Annotated in this window: 15 protein-coding genes; 4 read left to right on the plus strand and 11 right to left on the minus strand. The window is 48.6% G+C overall.

Annotation, left to right across the window (positions count from 1 at the left end; genetic code table 11):
• Positions 1-3 precede the first annotated feature (3 nt).
• On the minus strand, positions 4-624 hold the full coding sequence (gene ccoO / locus FIU82_RS06460; protein WP_022943665.1) for a cytochrome-c oxidase, cbb3-type subunit II: 621 nt from the start codon (positions 622-624) through the stop codon (positions 4-6).
• 10 nt (positions 625-634) lie between these two features.
• Positions 635-2,068, minus strand: coding sequence for a cytochrome-c oxidase, cbb3-type subunit I (gene ccoN / locus FIU82_RS06465; RefSeq protein ID WP_022943666.1), 1,434 nt, complete (start codon positions 2,066-2,068; stop codon positions 635-637).
• Positions 2,069-2,378: 310 nt separating this feature from the next.
• Between ccoN and FIU82_RS06470 the strand changes: the two genes are divergently transcribed.
• The 3 genes from FIU82_RS06470 to FIU82_RS06480 all read left to right on the plus strand — a co-directional run bounded on the left by FIU82_RS06470 (position 2,379) and on the right by FIU82_RS06480 (position 7,677).
• On the plus strand, positions 2,379-2,870 hold the full coding sequence (locus FIU82_RS06470) for a hypothetical protein (protein ID WP_152440638.1): 492 nt from the start codon (positions 2,379-2,381) through the stop codon (positions 2,868-2,870).
• A gap of 576 nt (positions 2,871-3,446) precedes the next feature.
• Positions 3,447-6,191: a TonB-dependent siderophore receptor gene (locus tag FIU82_RS06475; protein WP_152440639.1), complete on the plus strand. Its 2,745-nt coding sequence runs from the start codon at positions 3,447-3,449 to the stop codon at positions 6,189-6,191.
• A gap of 112 nt (positions 6,192-6,303) precedes the next feature.
• Positions 6,304-7,677 carry a hypothetical protein gene (locus FIU82_RS06480; RefSeq protein WP_239408058.1) on the plus strand — a complete coding sequence of 458 codons (1,374 nt, stop codon included), beginning with the start codon at positions 6,304-6,306 and terminating at the stop codon, positions 7,675-7,677.
• A 12-nt stretch (positions 7,678-7,689) separates the two neighbouring features.
• On the opposite strand, the gene FIU82_RS06485 is transcribed toward FIU82_RS06480, so the two are convergent.
• From FIU82_RS06485 to FIU82_RS06520, 8 genes are all read right to left on the minus strand, one after another.
• Positions 7,690-7,941: a hypothetical protein gene (locus FIU82_RS06485; protein ID WP_022943670.1), complete on the minus strand. Its 252-nt coding sequence runs from the start codon at positions 7,939-7,941 to the stop codon at positions 7,690-7,692.
• Between the two features lie 19 nt (positions 7,942-7,960).
• Positions 7,961-8,767: a CsiV family protein gene (locus FIU82_RS06490; protein ID WP_082079271.1), complete on the minus strand. Its 807-nt coding sequence runs from the start codon at positions 8,765-8,767 to the stop codon at positions 7,961-7,963.
• Complete coding sequence (mfd, locus tag FIU82_RS06495) at positions 8,764-12,240, minus strand: transcription-repair coupling factor (protein WP_152440640.1); 3,477 nt, start codon at positions 12,238-12,240, stop codon at positions 8,764-8,766. The genes FIU82_RS06490 and mfd overlap by 4 nt, the downstream gene beginning before the upstream one ends.
• Positions 12,241-12,253: 13 nt before the next feature.
• On the minus strand, positions 12,254-13,153 hold the full coding sequence (locus FIU82_RS06500; RefSeq protein WP_053911239.1) for a carbon-nitrogen hydrolase: 900 nt from the start codon (positions 13,151-13,153) through the stop codon (positions 12,254-12,256).
• Positions 13,150-14,190: an agmatine/peptidylarginine deiminase gene (locus tag FIU82_RS06505; protein ID WP_152440641.1), complete on the minus strand. Its 1,041-nt coding sequence runs from the start codon at positions 14,188-14,190 to the stop codon at positions 13,150-13,152. Before FIU82_RS06505 ends, FIU82_RS06500 begins: the two co-directional genes overlap by 4 nt.
• Positions 14,191-14,308: 118 nt before the next feature.
• Positions 14,309-14,893 carry a PilZ domain-containing protein gene (locus tag FIU82_RS06510; protein ID WP_152440642.1) on the minus strand — a complete coding sequence of 195 codons (585 nt, stop codon included), beginning with the start codon at positions 14,891-14,893 and terminating at the stop codon, positions 14,309-14,311.
• Positions 14,894-15,100: 207 nt separating this feature from the next.
• Complete coding sequence (locus FIU82_RS06515; protein ID WP_152440643.1) at positions 15,101-18,274, minus strand: efflux RND transporter permease subunit; 3,174 nt, start codon at positions 18,272-18,274, stop codon at positions 15,101-15,103.
• An 8-nt stretch (positions 18,275-18,282) separates the two neighbouring features.
• Positions 18,283-19,473, minus strand: a complete 1,191-nt coding sequence (locus FIU82_RS06520) for an efflux RND transporter periplasmic adaptor subunit (RefSeq protein ID WP_152440644.1) — start codon at positions 19,471-19,473, stop codon at positions 18,283-18,285.
• 387 nt (positions 19,474-19,860) lie between these two features.
• On the opposite strand from FIU82_RS06520, the gene FIU82_RS06525 reads away from it, so the two are divergent.
• Complete coding sequence (locus FIU82_RS06525; RefSeq protein WP_022943758.1) at positions 19,861-20,442, plus strand: TetR/AcrR family transcriptional regulator; 582 nt, start codon at positions 19,861-19,863, stop codon at positions 20,440-20,442.
• On the opposite strand, the gene FIU82_RS06530 is transcribed toward FIU82_RS06525, so the two are convergent.
• Entirely contained in the window at positions 20,429-21,715 is a 1,287-nt protein-coding gene (locus tag FIU82_RS06530; RefSeq protein WP_138547178.1) for a Glu/Leu/Phe/Val dehydrogenase, read from the minus strand. The two genes, FIU82_RS06525 and FIU82_RS06530, sit on opposite strands and share 14 nt — an antisense overlap.
• Between the last annotated feature and the right edge of the window lie 109 nt (positions 21,716-21,824).

Below are 21,824 nucleotides of genomic sequence, written 5' to 3' on the forward strand. Positions count from 1 at the left end.
TAATTACTTCAAGTGTGTGCCAAGTTGCTGCAAGTAGGCGATTAAGGCTTCCATTTCGGTTTTGCCTTGCACCGCTTCTTTGGCGCCTTGAATGTCTTCATCCGTATAAGGCACGCCAAAATCCTGGAATACTTCCATTTTCTTAGCCGTTAACTCGCCATCAAGTACGTTTTCATCCAACCAAGGAAAAGCTGGCATGTTTGACTCTGGAACCACAGCGCGTGGGTCCATAAGGTGGGCGTAGTGCCAATCGTCAGAGTAGCGCTCGCCTACACGTGCAAGGTCAGGACCGGTACGTTTTGAGCCCCATTGGAAAGGGTGATCCCATACCGACTCACCAGCCACCGAGTAGTGACCATAGCGCTCTACCTCGTCACGGAAAGGACGGATCATCTGTGAGTGACAGTTGTAACAACCTTCACGAACATAGATATCACGGCCTTCAAGCTCAAGCGCTGTGAGTGGGCGTAACCCATCTACAGGCTCGGTGGTGTCTTTTTGGAACATCAGCGGGGTGATTTCCACGAGTGCACCAAAGCTAATCGCGAACACCGTTAGGATGGCCATCAGGCCGACGTTCTTTTCAACAATTTCGTGTTTGTTGCTAGAGTTTTTATTGCTCATCATCTACCCCTTAAGCTGGTTGTGCCTGTGTATCGTCAGCGATTGCGCCTTTTTTGGCAGCAATGGTGCGATAACAGTTATAAGCCATAACCAACATACCCGTTACGATGAATACACCGCCTAGGAAACGCATGATGTAGAAGGGATAAGACGCTTCTAGTGATTGTACGAAGCTGTACATCAAGGTGCCGTCTTCGTTCACTGCACGCCACATTAGACCCTGCATTACACCTGAAATCCACATTGCCACGATGTAAAGTACAACGCCCACAGTGTGTAGCCAGAAATGCGTGTTAACCAGCTTGATGCTGTACATGCGACCATGGCCGAACAATGCCGGGATTAGGTGATAGATTGCACCAATAGAAATCATCGCTACCCAACCAAGCGCACCAGAGTGTACGTGACCTACGGTCCAGTCAGTGTAGTGAGATAGGGCGTTTACTGATTTGATAGCCATCATCGGGCCTTCGAAAGTCGACATGCCGTAGAATGACAGTGAGACCACCAAGAAACGCAGTACTGGGTCAGTGCGCAATTTGTGCCACGCGCCCGATAGGGTCATGATACCGTTGATCATGCCGCCCCATGAAGGTACGAATAAAATCACCGACATCACCATACCTAGCGACTGTGTCCAGTCAGGTAGGGCGGTGTAGTGTAGGTGGTGAGGACCGGCCCAAATGTATAGAGACACAAGTGCCCAGAAGTGTACAACCGATAAACGGTAAGAGTACACAGGACGCCCCGCTTGTTTAGGAACGAAGTAGTACATCATTCCAAGGAAGCCCGCTGTCAGTAGGAAACCTACTGCGTTGTGGCCGTACCACCATTGCACCATGGCATCAACCGCACCGGCGTAAATGGAGTATGACTTGGTTAGCGAGACAGGCACGGCCATGCTGTTTACAATGTGTAAAACGGCTACCGTGATAATGAAACCAGCATAGAACCAGTTTGCCACGTAAATGTGTGACACCTTACGCTTGATTAGCGTGCCGAAGAACACCACGGCATACGAGACCCACACGACGGCAATCAGAATATCAATTGGCCACTCAAGCTCAGCGTACTCTTTTGAGCTAGTAATACCCATAGGTAAGGTAATTGCTGCAAGTACGATGACAAGTTGCCAGCCCCAGAACGTGAAGGCCGCGAGTTTGTCGGAGAAAAGACGGGTTTGGCAGGTGCGTTGCACAACGTAGTAAGACGTTGCAAAAAGGGCACTGGTGCCGAAAGCGAAGATAACTGCGTTCGTATGTAACGGACGAAGTCGAGAGTAAGTTAGCCATGGGGTATCGAAGTTCAACGCTGGCCAGGCAAGCTGGGCGGCAATCAGAACACCGACACTCATGCCAACGATGCCCCAAATCACTGTCATAATAGCGAATTGGCGAACAACTTTATAGTTGTACTCAGTTTGTGATGCTACTGTTTGGCTCATTGTCAGGTTTCCGCTGCATTATTATGCGATTAGAAATGAATTACCTATTCTATGCGAATAGGCCCTACTGATTGTGCTCCAAGCCCGCTATCTAAAACCCTCAACACTTTGAGCATTTCAGAAAACACACTCGAAACACGCTTATTATTTTCGGCCGAAATGATAAAATTTTTGACCTTAAAAAGATAGCGCAAATGGCTAAAATAATGACTTCAATCAAATTATCCCAAGAAGTTGGGGAAAATTTAACTGACTTCTGGTGTAATAAAGCATCAGCCGAATAATGTGTTAGCTACAAGTACGTAATACAGTGACAGAATCGATTACTTCACCACGCTTTGAGCGTGAAAAAAAATACCGCCCAAGCGGCCACCCCCTTTGCTCTGGTGTTGGCGTGCTGATCTGCACATTACTGCTTATCGCTGGTTGTGACAGCGACTCGACGACAAGTATAGAAAATCTCAGTACGAATACCAGTTGTTGCGAGTATCAGCAGCAATCACATCAAGACATTACCTTTGCCTTGAGCACTGAACAGGTTCACCCTGAGAACCCGTTCGCGATAAAACTAACACTGCCTGAGCACACTCAAGTAATTAAAGCGCACCTAGAGGGTGTTGGCATGTACATGGGACGTATCCCGGTTTTGTTCAATAAAGTGGACGCGGGCACTTGGGTTGCAAGCACTCAAGTAGGGAGTTGCAGTGAACCAACAATGCGCTGGCAACTTGTTGTTAAAACTGCACAAAACACTCAACAGCAAATTCATCACTTCCAATTTATATCGACCCCAGCATATTAACTCGACCCCAGCATATTAAAAGGCGAAGGCACTGGCTCACTCGGTGTCGGTAAGCTGGTGCGACAAGTCTTTATTGCGCAGCGAATATATGTGTGTCTGTGAAGTGATATGCATAAAAAATCATCCAAACCTGTATTAAATTCGTTCAAGTTAAGTGTTTGCATCATTCTCATGTTGATTGCGATCGCTGTGCGCTTATAAAAAATAGTGGAGGTTTTTGAATGGGGTAATAAGTTTGTGTGTATAGGTTGTAAATAATCATTTAAGTTAAAACAATTACTGTCGGTTACATTGAATTACAAAATGCGTACACATAGTTTCATTAGTCAAATAAGTGTATGAAAGTAGGGTGGGCGGCCTGCTTTTACTGGTTTGTGGGTTGATACATTTATAACATTTCTTTACATGGGTAATGTATCTATATACCTATAGCCTGGCTGGGTTAAAATTGAATCTTTCATTCAGTTATCGTTCATTTAAATAGTCCTAAGTTGCGTCTCGTTATGCAGTACCTTCATATAAAAATGAACTGCTATCGGCCCGATATGGGTAAAAATTCAACAAGTAGGGTTTAATATGAAAAAGACACAACTAGGGCTAGCCGTTGCTGCGGCACTGCCTATGTTCTCAAGTGTTCAAGCAATTGCGGCAGATTCTTCAGCTGAAGCAATTGAAAAAATTCAAGTGACCGGCTCACGCATCAAGCGTGCCGACATGGAAACTGCTAGCCCAGTTACATTGATTGGTGCCGATGACATCAAAGCGATGGGCGCAACCAGCATCGACAGCGTTTTACAAAAAATGACTGCGACCGGCGGTGCCATGACCAACCCAGGTATCAACAATGGTTCAGGCGGTAACGCGCGTATCGACCTACGTGGTCTTGGTTCTCAGCGTACGCTAGTACTTGTAAATGGTCGTCGTATGATTAACTCTGGTACTGGTGCAGCGTCAACTGTTGACCTTAACACTATCCCAGTATCAATGATTAAATCAGTTGAAGTACTGAAAGATGGCGCATCTGCAGTATATGGTACTGACGCGGTAGCGGGTGTTGTTAACATCATCCTTAAAGACAACTTCGAAGGTCTAGACATGAACCTTAACACTGCGATGAGCGGTGAAGGTGATGCAGAAGAAAGCTCATTCGACATCACTGTAGGTGGTTCTTTTGACCGTGGTAACGTTGTAATTGGCCTTCAGTACACAGACCGTGGCGAAGCTTCTCAAGCAGATCGTGAATTTTCTGACTGCCCAATTGCTGAAGCTGGCGGTGAGTTAAATTGTAATGGCGGTTCTGTATACGCTCAAGGCGGCCACATCTGGCAAGACGGCGTTATCGGTGATGTGAACAAAAAAGGTGAGTCTGTAGACGAAGACGGTAACCCAATCACTTCAGGTCTTGCGCTAAATGACTCAGGCCTTAGCGGCATGGGTGGTCTGCACCCGTTTACTGATGCAGATCGTTACAATTTCGCACCTGATAGCTACCTTTACACGCCAATGGAGCGTTTAAACCTTACAGGTATCGCTAACTATGAACTAACAGACGACACACGTCTTTTCACTGAGTTCACTTACAGTAAGCGTTGGTCTCAGCAGCAAATGGCGCCGCAACCAATCTGGTTTGGCTTCAAGTACGATGAAGCGATGGGTGATTCACTACTAGGTCAAACATACAACTCAAAAGTTGACCGTGATGGTGACGGCATTGCTGACCGTGATGCTGATGGTGAGTACATCACTGAAACAGCTAACTACGCATATGGAGACCAAATCTTCTATGGTCGCCGTATGAGCGACACAGGCCCTCGTTTCTTCGAGCAGTCTGTAGACACTGTTCGTGCGGTAATTGGCGCGGAAGGTTTTGTAGGCGACTACGCTTGGGATGTATCAGCTAACTTCGGTCGTAACGACTCTGTTGATAAGCTAAGCAACCTACACAACGTAGGTTCACTTACTGACAGCATCATGTTTACGAATGACGAAGGTCAAGTTGAAGGTACATTTAACCCGCTTGATCAGGCTGCATGGACTTCTGAAGATTTCCGCAAAAATATTTACACCGAAGTAAACAACGGTGGTAGCCAACTATTCATCTTGTCTGCGTCTGTATCAGGCGAAATGTTCGAAATGCCTGCGGGTTACTCAGCATTTGCTGCAGGTGTAGAGCGTCGTCAAGAAAAAGCGTGGTACACACCAGATTCACTAACAGCTCAGGGTCTGGCTAACGACCCAGCAGTTGAACCTACCTCAGGTGGCTTCGATGTAAACGAAGCATATGTAGAATTCGCTCTACCACTTCTAGCAGACGTGCCTTTTGCTGAAATGGTTGACCTAAGCGCAGCAATCCGTGCGTTCGACTACAGCACGTTTGGTAGCGATGAAACATGGAAACTAGGTCTTACTTGGAAAGTCAACGAAGAGCTAATGCTACGTAGTGTTGTTTCAACAGCATTCCGTGCGCCAACGGTTGACGAGCTATACTCTGGTAACTCTCCGTCATTCGAGCAAGTGGAGTTCCCTGGTGCGCAAGACCAAGCAGAAGTCACTGTAGGTGGTAACCAAGAGCTAATGCCTGAAGAAGCAGATACGCTAACCGCAGGTCTGGTTTATGAGCCAAGCTGGTTCGAAGGCTTCTCAATGACACTTGATTACTATGACATTGAGATTGAGAACGCAATCACTGAAGTAGACAACCAGTACATCGTTGATACTTGTCTTGAAGACGCAGATAAGAACTCTGGTTTAGCACTTTGCCAGTCTGCTAATGTAACTATCGACTCAACTGGTCGTATTATTTTCAACAACCAGTTGCAAAACATTGGTTCAGAGCAAACTTCAGGTTACGACTTGAACCTTAAGTATACTTTCGAAGCGGCAGGTCTAAACTGGCGTACAAGCTTAGATACAACTTTCCTTGACGAGTACATTGTTCAAGCAACTGAAGAGCCAGTTGATTATGCAGGTCTAATCACATCAGGTACTGGTGGTTATGCTGAAATCAAGTCAAACTTCACTTTGAACGTCTCGGGCGATAACTGGGATATGCAGTATCAAGCACGTTACATTGCTGGTATGGATAGCTTCAGCTGTCTTGAAAAAGATGACTGTTACGCACCTACAACTCCTAGTGTTACATACCACGACCTAAGTGGTTCATACATCGTAAATGATGCAGTAACGCTAACTGGTGGTGTGAACAACTTGTTTGATAAGCAGCCTCCGTACTACACAGGTAACAATGACTCAAACACTGACCCGTACACTTATGATGTACTAGGTCGTCGCTTCTTCGCAGGTGTGAACGTTAAGTTCTAAACTGCGCCAAGCTACGAGTGATAAAATGCCCATCAGCATGCTGATGGGCATTTTTTATGTGTCTAAACAATGGTATAACTAAGTTGAATTCAGCAACCTAGGTACGGCTCCTTTGCATCATCATATTAGCTTCAAACAAGATGAAGGCCTCAGGCTGCAAATCAGTCAATCGCTGTTGCCAAAGTCTCATTCGCTCGTGGAGTTGTATCTTTGCATTCCCAATGAAATGGGGATCAATCCTAATACTTTAAGTGAAGAAAGCTTTTATCATAACCATGTAAAAACGCGCATGGCTTATAACGCCAGTGGCATCCACCTGCCTTTGGTGCGCAGTCGTTTTATAAGTAAAAACCGAGGCGATGAGCAAGACTATCGGCAGAACCTCAACTTGTATTGTTATCAAGTAAGGTTGGCGTTAGATACCGATGTTAATGAAGCGCTGGCCATAAAGGAGCCGGATGCATTTTTTATTCGTGTTCAAGCCATGCAACAAGAAACTGAGCGGCTGTTAAAGCGTTTACGGCGGTATAAGCCCAAAGAAGAAAAGCTGTTGTCGTTTTTTTACAATGCCGACAACTTTCTTAGCTGGCACGCTGAGCAAGTGATTTTAAAGCTCCTTGATAAGGGACCGAAAAGCAGTGAGCATGCTGTTGAGCGCAAGCAATTACTTCAGTTTTGCGAGGCAGAAAACGGCTACCGCGAACAAAAACGTTATAACTCTGTATCCACTGTGGATGACCCCAATCGGCTAGCGAATAAAATGCATTTGTTGCAACGTTTAATCGAGCATGGGGTGGTACTCAGACGAGAAACGCGAAACTTAAACACCTTGTTAAGACGTGTTGTTAAGGGCTCGGTCACCGCGATTATGATGGCCTTTGTCATGTTATTGGTGCTGACTGCACGGACCAACTTCACTCAGGTGACTATCGGTTTAGTCGCCTTATTAGGCACCATTTACGGGCTCAGGGAGATCTTTAAAGAAGACATCACGCGTATTATTTGGCGTCGTATTATTATGGGCCGTGCTAAATGGTTACAGTCTTTTTATAACTCCACTACGAAAGTGAAAGTGGCGAAACAAAAGGTCTGGTTGGAATATATAAAACCAACGCGGATCCCCAAAGAAATAGCGGCTATCTTCTCTAAGCGTCGACAGCAAAATAAGCAGGCAGCGCAATGGATGTATATGCGCTTTGAATGTGATGTGCCCGTGAACACCTTTATGCCAGGCTACGATGCCTTGCACCAGAGCATAAACATTAGCATGGCGCCGATGGTGCGCTACTTACGTAAAGGGGAAGGGCGAGTATACGAGTACAGTGGTAAAAAAATCCGCAAGCATGCCGTTGAAAGGCGTTATCAAATTAACGTGGTACTCGTGACGCGTGATGATAATCACGAGGCTCAGGCCCAGCGCTATAAGATCACCCTCAATCGCTCACAAATAGTTGCTCTGGAAAAAATCGGCTCACCCAGTGCGTGAGCCGTGGCCTCGTTACAGCCCTTTTTCTGAATAGAGTGTTACTTTGTCGGAAACTAAGGTTATTTGAATATTTTTGCTTTCAGAGCCCCAAATACAGTTAGTGTGAAGCGCTTTCTTTTCACACGCATCAGCTTCTCCAAGCAGGGCTTCGACTTCGGTTTTATCCATGCCCACAGACAGTTGCTCGTAATTCTCCAGCGTTACTTTCGAGCAGGCACTCAAGGTGAGCACGGTGGCTAAAGAGAGAAAGAGAGATTTTTTCATTGTTTTTCCTCACATTGAATTAATGGTTAAAGCGCCTTATTTGCACCAGCATGCCTAGTTGTGGGTGGTCAAAATAATGGATTTCGCCGGAAATAACACGACGAAATTGTGAAAACTCGCCACTCAAGTGTGTTTCTGTATCCCCAGTCTGACGCAATGTTAACGCCGAGGTAATATAGAGGTAATGGTTTAGATGCACCTTTAAAAAGCCATCTAACTGCCAAATTAAGTTATATTCCGGACGTATTGGGCTCAAAAAATCTGCGCTATTAGGCACATTTTTTGGCACTCGAGCAATTAGCTCCCCCCCGTACAAGCGGAACTTAGGGGCCGTTCGTTTCGATTGCCCAGGAAAGCGCCAACCTGTGTGCAAAAGCACTTGCCTACCAATGCGCGCCAGTTGATCACGCTTATCGCTAAATTGCAATTGCGATTGGGCTAGCACATAAGGCGTGTCGGTATGTTCATACACCTCACCATCGACGACCTGAGGTAAACGGGTCAGTGCGCTAAAATCCTCTTTGCTGTATTCACACGCTGCGGATACTTGGTTGTCACTTGCAAGTAGAGGTTTGGCAGGCGTAGTGGGTGGGTCAATCTGCCCCGCTAAGCACTGCTTGGTGAGCGTCGTGATATAGCCCTCAGTGATAATATCGTCATTACTGTGATAATCATCGAGCTTGGCATTGTCATTCGCTAAGGTCTCACTGATTAACGCATCAGGTTGGCTAAACACCAACACCTCAATTTCGAACCAGCGCCCATCGGCGGCGTAACTCAGGCTACTAAAACAGGCTGCCATCAGCGTGGCCATTATTCTTATCATTTACTTCCTACCTTGGCTTCGAAATCCGCAATCATCGCGGTGATCAGTTTTAAGCGCTCTTGAGCATTGGCTTCATCAATCATAAAGCGTAACCGATTGGCGCCTTCCATTCTATAGTGCTGTGGATCAGCTTGAATTAAACCAATAATAAACTCGGGGCTAACCTTGGTCTGTTCACTAAATTCAAAGTACCCGCCTTTAGGGTTGGCCTCAACCTTAGTGATACCCAAGGCTCCGGTGCGAATCTTCAGTTGTTGCACGGCAAATAAATTCTTGGTGGCATCAGGGAGTAGGCCGAAACGGTCAATAAGTTCGACCTTCAGCTCATCAAGGGCATCAAAATCACTGGCACTGGCGATACGCTTATAAAGCCCCAAGCGTAGATTAACATCACTGATATAATCGTTGGGCAATAGCGCAGCCAGTTTAATATCGACTTCGGTGTGTGATTTAATCAGCTTATCTAAAGTGGGTTCTTGGCCATTTTTTAGCGCTTCCACCGCTTGCTCTAACATCTCCATGTACATGCTAAACCCGATGGTCTGGATTTGCCCGCTTTGCTCATCGCCAAGTAGTTCACCGGCGCCGCGAATTTCTAAGTCATGGGTGGCCAAGGTGAAGCCCGCACCGAGGTCTTCAAGGGACTCGATGGCCTCTAAGCGTTTTTGCGCGTCTTTCGACATCGCTTTAGGGCCCGGGGTGAGCAAATAGGCATAGGCCTGGTGGTGGCTGCGGCCGACGCGCCCGCGCAACTGGTGCAATTGCGCTAAGCCGAGACGATCCGCGCGGTCCATAATAATAGTATTAGCACTGGGGATATCAATGCCGGTCTCTATGATGGTGGTACACACCAACACATTAAAGCGTTGATGGTAAAACTCGCTCATTAGGCTTTCTAGTTCACGCTCGCGCATTTGACCGTGGGCGACCGCGACACTGGCTTCAGGCACGACTTTGCGAATATCCTCGGCAGTGCGCTCGATGGTTTCAACGTTATTATGGAGGAAATACACCTGACCACCGCGTTTAATTTCCCGCAAAATAGCTTCACGGATCATGTCATCGTCTCGTTGGCGCACAAAGGTCTTCACCGCTAAACGTTTGGCTGGCGGCGTGGCAATAATGGATAAGTCACGCATGCCACTCATGGCCATGTTTAGGGTTCGCGGAATTGGCGTGGCCGTTAGGGTGAGAATATCGACATCTGCACGCAGGGCCTTAATTTTTTCTTTCTGACGCACCCCAAAACGGTGCTCTTCATCGACAATAAGTAAACCAAGGTCGGCGAACTTAATGTTTTCTTGCAACAACTTATGGGTGCCGATAACAATATCGACTTGGCCATCTTTTATTTTGGCTAAGGTGGCATTTTGCTCTTTCGTGGATTTGAACCGTGACAAAATATCGACTTCCACAGGGAAGTCGGCAAAGCGGTCACGGAAGTTCTCAAAGTGCTGCTGCGCCAACAGTGTGGTGGGCACCAATACCGCCACTTGCTTAGAGTCGGCAACGGCAGTATAGGCTGCGCGCATCGCCACTTCGGTTTTACCAAAACCGACATCACCACAGACCAAGCGATCCATGGCATTTTTGCTTTGCATATCGCTGAGCACAGCATCAATAGCATTTTGCTGATCGTCGGTGGCCTCAAACACAAAATTATCGCTGAATTGTCGATAACCGGCATCATCGAGAGCAAACTTATAGCCTGGCTTAGCTTGGCGTTTGGCATAAATATCGAGCAGCTCAGCGGCCACATCACGGACTTTCTCGGCAGCGCGGCGTTTGGCTTTCTCCCAAGCATCAGAGCCAAGTTTATGTAATGGCGCGCTGGCTTCTTCTCCCCCGGAATAACGACTGAGCATATGCAATGCCGATACCGGTACATAAAGCTTGGCGTCATTGGCATACATGATGGTGACGAATTCCGTGGCAACACCTGCTGCGTCCAACGTTTCTAAGCCCACATAGCGGCCCACACCGTGGTCTAAATGGACGATTGGCTGACCTTCTTTGAGTTCCGCTAAGTTGCGGATCAGTGCATCACTGCTGGCCTGGTGTTTATGTTTACGGCGGCGGCGTTGTGACACGCGGATCCCGAGCAGTTCTTGTTCGGTGATTAAACTGACACGGGCATTGTGAGTTAGCACCACGCTTTGCTCAAAAGGTGCCACCAGTAAAGAAATATCCGCGTCGCTGTCTAGACATTGTGCCAAGGTATCAAAGGCGCGGATTTTCAAGCCGCTGGGTTTGAGCAACGTAAGTAGCGCTTCACGACGGCCATCGGATTCTACGCACAGCACGATACGCGCACCTTGGCGTTTTTGCTCTACGGCGTAATCTAAAAAGGCGCCATAGGGAGGCTGCTTACTATGATCTATGCGTACCTCGGGCAACGGCTCGCAGGGAAGATTAAAGTAGCCGGCTTTGGTTGGCAGCTTCGCTTGCGATAAATCAATGCGCGGGTAGGCTTTGCACTGCTGATTCAACTCTTCAATGGGCAAGTAGAGCTGGTTAGGTGGTAACAGCGGTCGCAGAGGGTCTACTTTACGGCTTTCATAGCGGCTGTGCACATCATCTAAAAACTGCTGGGCACCATGTTGGGTATCGCCCATATGCATAAATACCGCTTGCTCGGGTAGATAATCAAATAAGGTGCCCAAGTGCTCAAAAAATAGCGGCAGGTAGTACTCAATACCCGCAGGCAGGGCGCCTTTGCTGACTTGCATATATACCGAGTCTTGCTCGGCACTGGCACCGAAGGCTTCGCGGTATTGGATACGAAAACGTTCAATGTCGCTATCCGTGGTGCCAAATTCATGCGCCGGTAATAAATTGATGTGGCTTATATTATCGCTAGAGCGCTGGCTGTCGACATCAAAGTGACTCATGCTGTCTATTTCATCGTCGAACAAATCAAAACGCACAGGCGCGTTTTGACCCATTGCGAATAAGTCGACCACCGAGCCACGCACCGCATACTCACCATGGGCCATCACCTGCTGAGTATGGATGTAACCGGCATCATCAAGCTGTTTGCGCAGCTTGTCGATGTTAAGCGTGTCACCAACCTGATAAACAATGGCATTGCCGTAAATAAATTCTTTCGGCGCAGCACGCAGCATGAGTGTGGCAACGGGCACAATCAGCACGCCGTGGCTGATATTGTTCAAACGACTGAGGGTATGCAGCCGGGTAGAGACAATGTCTTGATGAGGTGAGAAATGATCATAAGGCAATGTTTCCCAATCAGGAAACACCATCACTTCATCACGGCTCAAGGTAGCATGTAATTCATGCTCTAGCTTCAACGCACTGGGGGTGTCCGGTGTCACTAACACCACTAACTGCTGATGTTGCTTAACCGCTTCGCCAATGCTTAGAGCGAGGGCACTGCCATGTAGCTGGCCCCACTTTATTTTGTCTTGTTGTGTCTTTACCCAAGGCAATTCAATGAACTGCGCTAACTGCATGGAATACTCCGTTTTAATCGCGATAAAGTTTGGTTAAATCACCATAATGATCGATGCGGCGATCGCGTAGGTAGGGCCAAATGCGACGGACTTTTTCGCCGCGCTGTAAATCGAGCTCTGCCACTAATACCTCGGGTTTATCATCACAGGCTTTAGCCAGTAACTCACCCTGCGGCCCAGCGATAAATGAGTGACCCCAGAAATCGATTCCGGCGCTGTGGCCGCTTGGATCGGCCTCAAAGCCGGTGCGGTTGGCACTGATAACATAGACACCATTGGCCACTGCGTGGGCGCGCTGGGAAATAACCCAGGCATCTTGCTGGCGTTGTTGCTCAGCAGCGTCATCATTTTTATCCCAGCCAATGGCGGTCGGATAAATCAAGATTTCAGCGCCTTTAGTGGCCATTAATCGCGCTGCCTCTGGAAACCATTGATCCCAACATACCAACACCCCTAAGGTGCCCAGCGAGGTTTTTATTGGCTCAAACCCTAAATCACCGGGCGTGAAGTAAAACTTCTCATAAAACCCGGGGTCATCAGGAATATGCATTTTGCGATACTTACCAGCAATACTGCCATCCGTTTCCAGCACCACGGCGGTGTTGTGGTACAAGCCAGCTGCGCGACGCTCGAACAGTGAGGCAACAATCACCACCCCAAGCTCTTTTGCAAGCTCGCCAAAGACTTGCGTGCTCTGACCAGGTATGGTCTCAGCCAAATCAAATTGCTCGACATCTTCGCTTTGACAAAAATATAAGCCAGTATGAAGCTCCTGCAGGACCACCAACTGGGCGCCTTGCGCGGCTGCTTCACGAATGCCGTTAATAGACTGTGTTAGGTTGTAATCACGCTCGGCGGTATTTTGCTGTTGCACCAAGGCAACGCGCAATGATTGTTGGGTTGGGGCGCTCATCGTTCCTCCAAAAAGCCATGCGGTAGTTGCATGGTTATACAGTGTAAGCTGCCAAATTGTTCAATCAGCGCGCGACAATCGATACCGATCACCTCACGCTCAGGATACGCCTTGGCGATTTGCTTAAGCGCCACGGCATCATGTGGGTCGTTATAGGTTGGCACCAACACCGCGCCATTGATAATTAAATAATTCGCATAGGTGGCCGGTAAGCGCTGACCCTCGGCGTTGGTGATGGGCCTGGGCCAGGGGAGGGCAATAAGGTGATAAGGCTCATTATCGAACCCTCTTAGTGCCACGAGCTCCTCACGCATCGCGCCCAAAGCCTGATAGTGCTCATCGTTAGGGTCGTCACAATGCACGTAAACCAGCACATTATTTGGAGCAAAACGCACTAAAGTATCAATGTGGGAGTCGGTATCATCGCCAGCTAAGTAGCCGTGCTCTAACCACAGGATTTTTTGTGCTCCTAGTAGTTGCGCTAAGGTGCTGTCGATTTGTGCGGCCGATAACTGTTGGTTGCGGTTCTCATTGTGAACACATTGACGGGTACTCAACAGCACCCCATGCTCGTTGATTTCAACGGCGCCGCCTTCAAGGATAAATTCGCTGCGCTCTACGTTTACTTGAGCGCTAAGGGCCTGAGCGAATACTTGCTGGTTAATGGCGTTGTCTTTCTCGGCTGCATATTTACCGCCCCAAGCGGTAAACTGACAGTCGAGGGCTTTTAGCCCAGTGCCATTACTTAGGGTCAGTGGGCCATGGTCACGCGCCCACGTATCGTTGCACTGAGCGCGGACAAAACGCACCTGATTCAAATCGGTGTGTTGTGCCGTTAATCGCGCGCGGATATGGGCTTCAAGGGCTTCATTGTCGACAACGATAAGCAGCTTTTGACGTTGGCTAATATGATCGCACAGCGCTAAATACACGCTCTCAACAGCCGCCAAATTCGCCGCCCAATCAGTATTCGAATGCGGCCAGGTTAACATCACGGCATCCTGCTGATGCCACTCAGGGAGGAGTCTAAACGTCATTTCAATGAATCACAGAAAAACAAGCCGCTAGTTTAGCACTTACAGCTTGAATGTCAGCTAAATAAGGCGCGGAATTATTATCATAGAGCACCGCCAGAAACGGGTAGGTATCGAAGCGTTAATTTTCGCGTTGCTGTTCATGGCGCTTTTTCAGTTGTCGAGTCTGAGCGTGTAAACTGGCACGTACGAGAAGCTCTTGGTCTTGCTCGCGAATGGTAGCAAAAAGAATCTTGTGCAAACAGCCATCGCCCTGGGTATCAACCTCAATGACTTCGCCATAGCAATAGATGGCGGCGGCCTCTTGCTCTAAAAACAACTTACACCGCACATACTGGCCAACCTCCATTGGCTGTTCACGTCGTAAGGTAAACCCTGAGCCTCCGTAACTTTGGCAGCGCTCACTGGGCTGGTCGGTACTTTCTTGCATCAGAATATGGCTAAGAATGAGATCGATTTTACGGGACTGCAGTGATAAGTAGTGGGCGAGTTCATTGGCGGTTTCACCGAGCAGTCGCAGCGGTCGAAGCGCTGATTGTTCGAGCGTATTGACTTCATTGGCGAGCCGAAAAAGTGGCGGGATATCGCGCTCTAAAGCGTCGGCGTCGGTGGGAACGAGGGCGGATTCTATGCTCTCTACGACGACATTCACGCTTTCTTGAATTTGAAAAAACTCGGCGAATAACTCGCTTTTTTCATTGCTCATGTTGCTCACTTATCTCAACCACATTACTTAAAAGACCTTGTCGGCACAGTCATTGTTGCACAGCACTATGAGCAGCGCTGCTATTAAGTCTTACCCTACTGTCGAAAGTAAGTTTTAACTTGCTGATTTTTCTATAGTAGCTGTCATTGACAAGATTTAAAAGAAAAGGCGCTATAACAGCGCCTTTGAGAGACTTTTTGGCAGGGGCTACAGTAAGCCTTCGTCAGTTTCTACCTGCTCCTTTTTATGTTGCGCTGCGATTTCCTCGCTCAGCGCTTGGCGTGAGCGCTTTTCACCAATACGGCGCTCAGTGAGCCAATAGAAGAACAGTGGAACAAAGAACACGGCTAGGAAGGTCGCGGCCATCATCCCGCCCATCACCCCGGTTCCCACACTATGGCGGGCTCCGGCGCCAGCACCGGAGCTCAACACTAAGGGCACAACGCCAAGAATAAAGGCCAATGAGGTCATAATTATGGGGCGAAAACGCAGCCGGGCTGCCTCTAATGCGGCGGCGGCAGCGCTCCAACCTTGTTGATGTTTGAGCAAGGCATACTCAACAATCAAAATGGCGTTTTTACCCGCTAAGCCCAGTAGGGTGACCAGACCAATTTGGAAGTAGACATCATTTGTGAGCCCTGCCACCCAAATTGAAATCAGTGCGCCAAAGGTACCAAAAGGCAAAGCCAGCATCACCGATAAGGGCAGTGACCAACGCTCGTATAAGGCTGCAAGAATCAAAAACACCATGATCACCGCTAATCCTAATGCTAATCCGGTGGTGCCAGAACTGCGTTTTTCTTGAAACGCGGTGCCGGTCCAGTCATAGGTCATACCCGCTGGCAGCACTTGCTCGGCGATACGTTCGATTTCGGCAATCGCTTGTCCGGAGCTGTAACCTGGCGCAGCTTCACCGAGTAACTTAACGGCGGGTAAATTATTATAACGACTCAAGCTATCCGGCCCCCGGGTAAATTCCACCGTGGTGAAAGCCGACATCGGCACCATGTCACCAGAGTGACTCTTGACGTAAATTCGGCCTATGTCTTGCGGCTGCATACGATATTCGGCATCAGCAGACATCAATACTTGCCATGCACGTCCAAACTTATTGAAATCATTGACATAGTAAGTGCCCAGCGTACCGGCCAGCGTATTGAAAGCATCATTAATATTGACTCCCATAGCTCGCGCTTGCTCCCGGTCTATATCCACTTTAAGCTGTGGAGCGTCGGGGCGCCACAAGGTTTGCACGCTGCCGACAATCGGGCTTTTTTGCGCTTCATTCATAACCAGCTGCATGGCTTGTTGAAGCTTTTCTGGGCCACCAGCGCCTTTATTTTGAATGTAAAACTCAAAACCACCGGTGGTGCCTAAACCGAAGATAGCGGGGGGGTTAAAAGCCAGCACTAAGGCTTCATTGATGTGTGCGGTTTTGCCAAACAACTCTGCCACTAAGGCCTTGGTATCGACCTCGCGGTCATCCCAATGGGTTTGTGTAACAAATAAGGTTGCGGCGGAGTTTTTATAGCCGCCCCCGATAAAGTCAAAGCCAGTAAAAGCGGCGACATTTTCGTTGGCAGGGTTGGATTTAACCGCCGCGACCACTTCGTCAACCACCGCTGCGGTGCGCTCTAGTGATGAACCATCCGGTAGAAAAACAGCGGCAATGTAGAAGCCTTGATCTTCATCGGGCACCAAGGAGCTGGGCGTTTTTTGCCAAATGCCAACGGTTGCGCTGACCATGGCTATCATTAACACCAGCCCAAGCACGCCACGACGCACCATAAACCCTACCGCGCCCACATATTTATGGGTCACCGCGCTGAAGAACCTATTAAACCAAATGAAGAAACCGGCTGTTTGTTTATGCTCATGCTTTAAAATCATCACACACAGCGCCGGAGTCATGGTTAACGCCACCACACCAGAGAGACTCACAGAGATAGAGATGGTAATTGCGAACTGGCGGAAAAGTTCACCGGTTAGCCCACCCAGAAAAGCAATCGGCACGAACACTGAACACAGCACCAAAACAATGGCTACCACTGGCCCAGAAACCTCTCGCATCGCCTTGATAGCTGCTTCGTGAGCACTGACATGCTCTTCGTGCATAATGCGCTCAACATTTTCAAGCACCACGATGGCGTCATCAACCACAATACCTATAGATAACACCATGCCAAATAGCGTCAGCGTATTGATGGAATAACCCAACATATACATGCCAGCAAAGGTGCCTAATAACGAGACCGGGACCGCTAACGTAGGGATCAGTGTGGCACGCCAGTTCTGTAAAAATAAGAACACCACCAGAAATACCAATAGCATGGCTTCGGCCAGAGTTTTTACCACCTCACGAATGGACACCTCGACAAAGCGGGTGGTGTCGTAAGAGACCACATGCTCAAGACCCATAGGGAACTGCGGTTTGAACTCAGCCATCACGCCATTGACTTCTTTCGCTACGTCCAGCGCGTTTGCGCCGGGCTGCAGAAATATCCCCAATAGCACTGCTTCTTTGCCATTGACGGTGCCGTTAAAGTTGTAATCCTTGGAGCCGAGTTCAACTCGCGCAACGTCTTTAAGGCGCAGGCTGCTGCCGTCGGGATTCGAGCGGACAATAATATTCTCGAATTCTTGTGGCTCAGACATGCGCCCGCGAGCGGTGACACTATAAACCAAAGATTGCGGTGACTTGGAAGTCGGGGTCGCACCAATTTTACCCGCCGCATATTGCGAGTTTTGCACCCGAATCGCATTGGCCACTTCATCCACGGTGACGCCCAATTGGCTCATTAAGTCAGGGCGTAACCAGATTCGCATGGCGTAATCTTTAGCGCCAAATATTTGTACATTGGTAGTGCCAGGGATGCGTTTAATACGATCGAGAATGTTGAGGGTGACATAGTTCGACGTCCACAATGACGAGCGTGACCCGTCAGGGGAGTAAAACGCGTGCACTTGCAAAAAGCTCGACGAGCCCTTTTGCACCACCACGCCTTGCCGTCGAGTCTCCTCTGGTAAGCGAGCCTCAACCTGTTTCACGCGGTTGTTCACATCCACAGCGGCTTGGTCGACATCAGTGCCGATTTCAAAGGTCACCTCGATGGTGGTTGCGCCGGCGCTGCTGGAGGTTGAAGACATATACATCATGCCCTCAACACCGGTAATGGCATTTTCGATCGGCGCCGCCACAGTTTGCTCCAAAACTTCGGCGGAAGCGCCAGGGTAACTGGCTGTGACTTGCACTACAGGAGGGGCAATTTCCGGATACTGAGCTATGGGTAAGGCACGCATGGCAGCTAAACCAGCAAGGACAATGACAATGCTGATCACAAAAGCAAAAATCGGCCTATCAATAAAATAACGAGAGAACATAATGCTGCTTATCCCTGCTGTTGCTGATTAGACACGGTAATGGGCATACCTGGGAAGAAAATGCGCGCCATGCCTTCGACAACAATTTCATCTCCGGCATTAATGCCGCTGCGAATAATCCATAAGTTCTCAGTCTTGTCACCGTTTTGTTTACGATACCATTCGCCCACTTGCACTGGAGCGGGGCGAGCGATGGTGGCACCTTGTTCATTCTTGCCGACAACGTACACAAACTTGCCGGTGCCATTATCCAATACCGCACGTTGGGGCACCACGAAGGTGTTGTTACGCACCGCGCCGATAAGCTCTACTTGCACGAACTGACCAGGGCGCAAACTAAATTCAGGATTGGGCACAATAGCCTGAAACTCTGAGGTGCCGGTATTAGGATTGATGCGCACATCAGTAAAGTTAACCTCGCCACCGTGATGGTACTCACTGCCATCTTGCAAACGTAGGCGTGTTTGCCATTGGCCGTCTTCAGGTAAGCTCAATTCGCCCTTTTTCTGTGCCTGGCGCATCATAAGTTGCTCACGTTCTGAAAGACCAAAACGCACTCTGACAGGGTCTAATTCGGTAATATAGGTCAGCAGTAACTCGGGCCCTGGCACGAAGGTACCCTCAGAGACTAACTCTCGGCCCATCACTCCGGCAACGGGAGCTTTGACTTGGGCATAGTCCAAGTTTAATTTTGCCTCACGCAGCTGCACTTTGCTGGCTTGTAAATCAGCGGTGGCGATTTGAACACTGGAAATGGCGTTATCATAATCGCGCTGTGATACTGATTTGTCTTCGCGTAACTTTTTCAGCCGCTTGGTTTCTCGCTGCGCTTGCTCTAACCGCGCTTGTGCGGCATTGACAGCTGCTTGGGCTTGCTCATAAGCGAGCTGGTAGGGGGCAAGGTCAATAGTGAACAGGGATTGGCCGGCATCGACTGTTTGACCTTCAGAGAAGTTTCGAGATTCCAGCACGCCACTGACCCGAGCACGTATTTCTACCTCTTTAGAGCCTGATACCGTGGCTGGTACAGAGATAATAAAAGGCGCATCCACCGCTTTGGCGGTGATGGTTTCGACTTGGGCATTAGGCATGCCCCCTTGTGATTGTTGTGCTGGCTGCTCACAGGCACTTAACAATAATAAAGAGCTGAACACCAGTGTAACTGGACGTAATAAAGTAGTAATAGAATAACGACGCATGAGTGAAGCGTTTCCCTTTGCAAATTGAATGATATGGGTCAGACGTTGTTATAGCGTGCTCTCGCAGGCGAGTTGCCAAGCCACACCGAGGTGACAATTCGCGGTTATTCTATGCGGGCGCAGGCTTTTTTTGGTGCATGTCATGCGCTCAAGTGTATCGGCATTACTGTGCATGAGCACAACATTGAAGACACAAATCGTGGCACGACCGCCAACGCTCAGTGTAGATGACAGCCGAAAATTTTTACATATTTAATTACGGGTGTTAGCACTGAGTAAACGAAAGTGTATACTTATTTTCATCTCAGGTATACATCTTCGTTTACTATTGCTGCGAATAATCATTGGTTCCGTTATACTGCGCAGCAAATCGTTGAGGGGCGGAATATGAGTAGTAATAAGCAGCAGGCGGTGATCACCGCTGCTATCGCATTATTTGCACAACACGGCCTTGCAGGTACCACTATGGAAGCGGTGGCGGGCAAGGCAAAGGTATCAAAGCGCACGTTGTATAAATATTACTCCAGTAAAGAGCATTTATTTGATGGTGTGGTGGACCTACTCATAGAACGTATTCGTCCATTGCAAGAAAACCATTTTTGCGCGCAAACCCCGATAAAAGAGCAATTGCAAGCACAGGCCCATGTCGGCTTACGATTGACACAAGACAAAGACTACCTGACCCTTTCGCGTATTGTTATGATTGAATCGTTGCGTTCGAAAAAGCGCGCGGCCAAGCTGCAAGAGCGGTTTCAAAGTTTTGAGCAAGGTTTGCACTCATGGTTTTATGAGGCGCAGCAGCAAGGTGCTTTGGGTGAAACGCCCGCCGAAATCGCTGCTGCCGTGTTCTACGGGGGCATGAAAAAGTTGGCATATTGGGAGCAGCTCATCAAGTGGAAACCGCCGGTGGAAAAAGAAAAGCTCGACCAGTTAGTCGAGCTTACCTGTCGGATGTTCACTCGCCATTAAAATAATCGGGTGTGCCGTGCGCTTCAATACCGTCACTGAGACGCTTGAGTGCGACGGCATAGACCGCATCGCGAAAATCGAGTTCTTGGCGCTGTACTTGCTCGTTAGCGCGCGCAAATGCACGGCGCATCACTTGCTCTAGTTCTTGCTCAACCCGCTCGCGCGACCATTGGTAACCGCAGCGGTTTTGTACCCACTCGAAGTAGCTGACAGTCACACCACCGGCGTTGGCCAAAATATCAGGGATCACAATGACACCCTGTTGTTTTAGTATACTGTCGGCATCACTGGTCACTGGGCCATTAGCTATCTCAACGATATATCGTGCTTTAACTTGCTCAGCATTATCAGCGGTGATCACGCCGCCTAATGCAGCGGGAATTAAAATATCGACATCGCAGTGCAGCAGCTCCTCATTGGAGAGGGTGTCGTAGTCCTGACTTTCACATACTGAGCCTTCACAATAGACCGCTTTAAGCTCTTTATGTTCTTGCTTTTGCTGATAGACGCTATCAACGTTGAGACCTTCTTGGCGATAAATAGCTCCTTTAGAGTCACTAACGGCCACCACTTTATAGCCATCGTTGGCGAGTAAACGGGCAACATGATAACCGCCGTTACCGAAGCCTTGCACTGCCACTGTGGTTTGCTGAGGGTCGAGATTGTCACGTTTTTCTAATTCTTTAATACATAGGTAAGCGCCGCGCCCAGTGGCATCGTCGCGGCCAATACTGCCGCCGAGTGCCAATGGTTTCCCAGTGATCACGCCGGGATTCTTAACTCGGGTAATTTTTTCATACTCATCCATCATCCAGCCCATAATAAGGGCATTGGTATACACATCCGGTGCTGGAATATCACGCTCAGGGCCAATAAAATCGGCCATAGAGCGCACATAGGCGCGTGATAAGCGTTCAAGTTCAAAAGGAGATAAGGTTTTCGGGTCGACACTCACACCGCCTTTAGCGCCTCCAAATGGAATATCGACGACAGCGCATTTGAGCGTCATCCACAGCGCTAAGGCTTGTACCTCTTCGCTGTCAACTTCGGGGTGAAAGCGAATACCGCCTTTGGTCGGGCCGAGCACATTGTTGTGCTGGCAACGGTAGCCAGGGAAATACTGAACATGGCCATCATCCATACGCACTTCAACGTTCACGTGCATCATTGCCTGCGCGTGACTGAGCGTGTTGAGAACTTGTTGTGAGCACTGGATGGCATCCCCGATGCGTTTTAATCGTGTCACTGCGTCGTCAAAAGTTGTGCTACTCATTGGGCCTCCATTGGCATCATTCGATTTTGCTTAAGAGCAAGGTCGAACTATTTAGAGCAATTATTTTTAGTACCTAAATCAAACGTCTATATAGCGTTTGTGGTTCACT

Origin of the sequence: Pseudoalteromonas sp. THAF3 (assembly GCF_009363775.1) — a bacterium.
GTDB classification, from domain to species: Bacteria; Pseudomonadota; Gammaproteobacteria; order Enterobacterales; family Alteromonadaceae; genus Pseudoalteromonas; species Pseudoalteromonas ruthenica.

Coding starts and splice junctions, on each gene's coding strand:
- FIU82_RS06475 (WP_152440639.1), top strand. CDS start 3,447: ATGAAAAAGACACAACTAGGGCTAGCCGTTGCTGCGGCACTGCCTATG.
- FIU82_RS06500 (WP_053911239.1), bottom strand. CDS start 13,153: ATGAGCGCCCCAACCCAACAATCATTGCGCGTTGCCTTGGTGCAACAG.
- FIU82_RS06530 (WP_138547178.1), bottom strand. CDS start 21,715: ATGAGTAGCACAACTTTTGACGACGCAGTGACACGATTAAAACGCATC.
- FIU82_RS06485 (WP_022943670.1), bottom strand. CDS start 7,941: ATGAAAAAATCTCTCTTTCTCTCTTTAGCCACCGTGCTCACCTTGAGT.
- FIU82_RS06490 (WP_082079271.1), bottom strand. CDS start 8,767: ATGATAAGAATAATGGCCACGCTGATGGCAGCCTGTTTTAGTAGCCTG.
- FIU82_RS06525 (WP_022943758.1), top strand. CDS start 19,861: ATGAGTAGTAATAAGCAGCAGGCGGTGATCACCGCTGCTATCGCATTA.
- mfd (WP_152440640.1), bottom strand. CDS start 12,240: ATGCAGTTAGCGCAGTTCATTGAATTGCCTTGGGTAAAGACACAACAA.
- ccoO (WP_022943665.1), bottom strand. CDS start 624: ATGAGCAATAAAAACTCTAGCAACAAACACGAAATTGTTGAAAAGAAC.
- ccoN (WP_022943666.1), bottom strand. CDS start 2,068: ATGAGCCAAACAGTAGCATCACAAACTGAGTACAACTATAAAGTTGTT.
- FIU82_RS06510 (WP_152440642.1), bottom strand. CDS start 14,893: ATGAGCAATGAAAAAAGCGAGTTATTCGCCGAGTTTTTTCAAATTCAA.
- FIU82_RS06520 (WP_152440644.1), bottom strand. CDS start 19,473: ATGCGTCGTTATTCTATTACTACTTTATTACGTCCAGTTACACTGGTG.
- FIU82_RS06515 (WP_152440643.1), bottom strand. CDS start 18,274: ATGTTCTCTCGTTATTTTATTGATAGGCCGATTTTTGCTTTTGTGATC.
- FIU82_RS06505 (WP_152440641.1), bottom strand. CDS start 14,190: ATGACGTTTAGACTCCTCCCTGAGTGGCATCAGCAGGATGCCGTGATG.